The 1,944-nt window shown below is 33.9% G+C and carries 2 protein-coding genes; both read right to left on the reverse strand.

The genetic code is table 11. From position 1 onward, the window contains the following. Window positions 1-278: 278 nt before the first annotated feature. Window positions 279-836: a plasmid replication DNA-binding protein gene (locus ADA42_RS00505; RefSeq protein ID WP_048763056.1), complete on the reverse strand. Its 558-nt coding sequence runs from the start codon at window positions 834-836 to the stop codon at window positions 279-281. 63 nt (window positions 837-899) lie between these two features. Further along, the gene (repM, locus tag ADA42_RS00510) at window positions 900-1,823 is read right to left on the reverse strand and encodes a replication initiation protein RepM (RefSeq protein ID WP_048763057.1); all 924 of its coding nucleotides are present in this window, start codon (window positions 1,821-1,823) and stop codon (window positions 900-902) included. Window positions 1,824-1,944 lie beyond the last annotated feature (121 nt).

The raw sequence follows: 1,944 nt of genomic DNA on the forward strand, positions 1-1,944 counted from the left end.
TACCTTTAAAGGGAAATATCATCCCACCAGATCTATAGCCCATAATTATTAATTTATTTTTGATTAAAAATTTATCTTATCAAAAATTAATATTTTCTAAAATTAACATAATACGCCTTATGCGAAGTCAATTTGTTAACTTAGTTTAAATCAATACCTTAATTAATTTTACTCAGCCCGATCAACCCAGATCTGGCTTTTTTATGGATTCTTCACGTTCCACGCCTAGTATTTAACCATTGTTCCACAATTTTGATTAGCTACAGTCAACAATGCTCTCACCCATTCGGTAAGAAAAAGCGACTGAGAAAACCTCTTTTCGGCTGCTCTGGTTCTACGTGCTCTGGCACTGGAATACGCTTATTTTCTGTTTCGACTGGAGTAGTCAATCCGTCATCTTTCGGCTCGGGTTCTGACCGAGGATCTGTTGCTATATCTTGAGCAAATTTCTGATCGGTAAACGTAGTCATATTGGATTGTGGGGGCTTCATTTCAATCAGCGTCAGCAGTGTATCTATACGAGCGTTTGCTTTAGCTTCACGATCTTCGGCTTTTTCTAACTGTTTTTTTAGAAAATCAATTTGATTTTTGAGTTCTACAACTGTTTTATCAGTGTATTCAGATGTATTTTGATTTTGTATTGCAGGCGTATCGATACGTTTTACTGGTTTTACTCCAAAAGGTTCTCCATAGACACGAAGAAGTTCTGAAAAATCTATAAAACCATCGTGGTCACGGCTTAATACACCGTTTTTTATATCTTTATATAGTGTAGCTCGAGATTTTTTATACAGAGTTGCAGCATCACTAACACTGTATTTTGTAGCTGTATTCATAGTGTATTGCTGTGTATTTTGAAAACGTATTAAAGAATACAATATGTGTATTCCTCAATACACTCAAGCTTTAAAGCCTAAATTCTTTAGATGAGGCAAAAACCGTTTTTGTTGTATTGGATCTCTTAGCATTTCTTTGATTTTTACGGCTAGGCTCTCATAACTTTCATTACCACTTGCTAAGTTTGAAAATTCAGGTAGTCGTGAAAGCTGATTGCCAAACATATTGATTTGAGCATCTGTCATTTGATGGAATGCTGTTTGGGGCGTTGTAGTTAATTCTTGTTGAGATGACCTAACTTTCGATTTAATTCTGAATTGAATGTCAGTGATAACTCGTCCTTTTTTGAATTGGTCATAGTCAACGGTAATATTAGTGTGTTTATTGATTTCACTTACTGCTCTGTCTAATACGTTTGATTTAAAGTTAGACATTGTTGAATATTCAGTCGCGTCAAGACCTAACTTTGATCTAAGATCGTTAATACTATATTTCTCAGTTTTTGCCACATTTAACCATTTAATTAATAGCTCATAGAGTCTTATGCTATATTTACTTCTAAAATCAGATACTTGCTCTATATGATATTTGGTAAATTGTTCGCTTAATCGGCTAATTAAGCTGATAACTTCGTTGCTAAGGTATAAAACAATAAGGCCATTAGAATCTACATAGGTCACTTTGTTTACCCAATTTGCTGTAGTAAGAGCCTCTAGGCCCTTATATCTATCTAAATAACTAAATTCTCTTCTTTTTAGTGTTTTTGCTGCCTCTCTGAGCAAGCCATAAGCATTATTGCTATCCACTTTAAATTGATGAATGTAATCGCTTACAAGCACTTCGATTGGTGTATCTGGTGTGAGATTAGAAGATTCTCTGGCTCCAACTATGGCCAAGAGCATAATACGTTGCTCTATGAGTGATAAGTTAAAAGAAGCATCGATAAGAGCATTATCTTTTACAACTAATTTATTGTTATTTGTCATGATGTGGAGCTGATTAATTCATTTAACTAGGTTATATGTCATATATTTTAAATAGTCAATAATCTATCTATTCATATACCCCTTAAACCTATCTTTATAACCCCTTAAACCTATCTTTATA

The organism is Acinetobacter sp. 243_ASPC (genome assembly GCF_001054715.1).
GTDB lineage: Bacteria > Pseudomonadota > Gammaproteobacteria > Pseudomonadales > Moraxellaceae > Acinetobacter > Acinetobacter soli.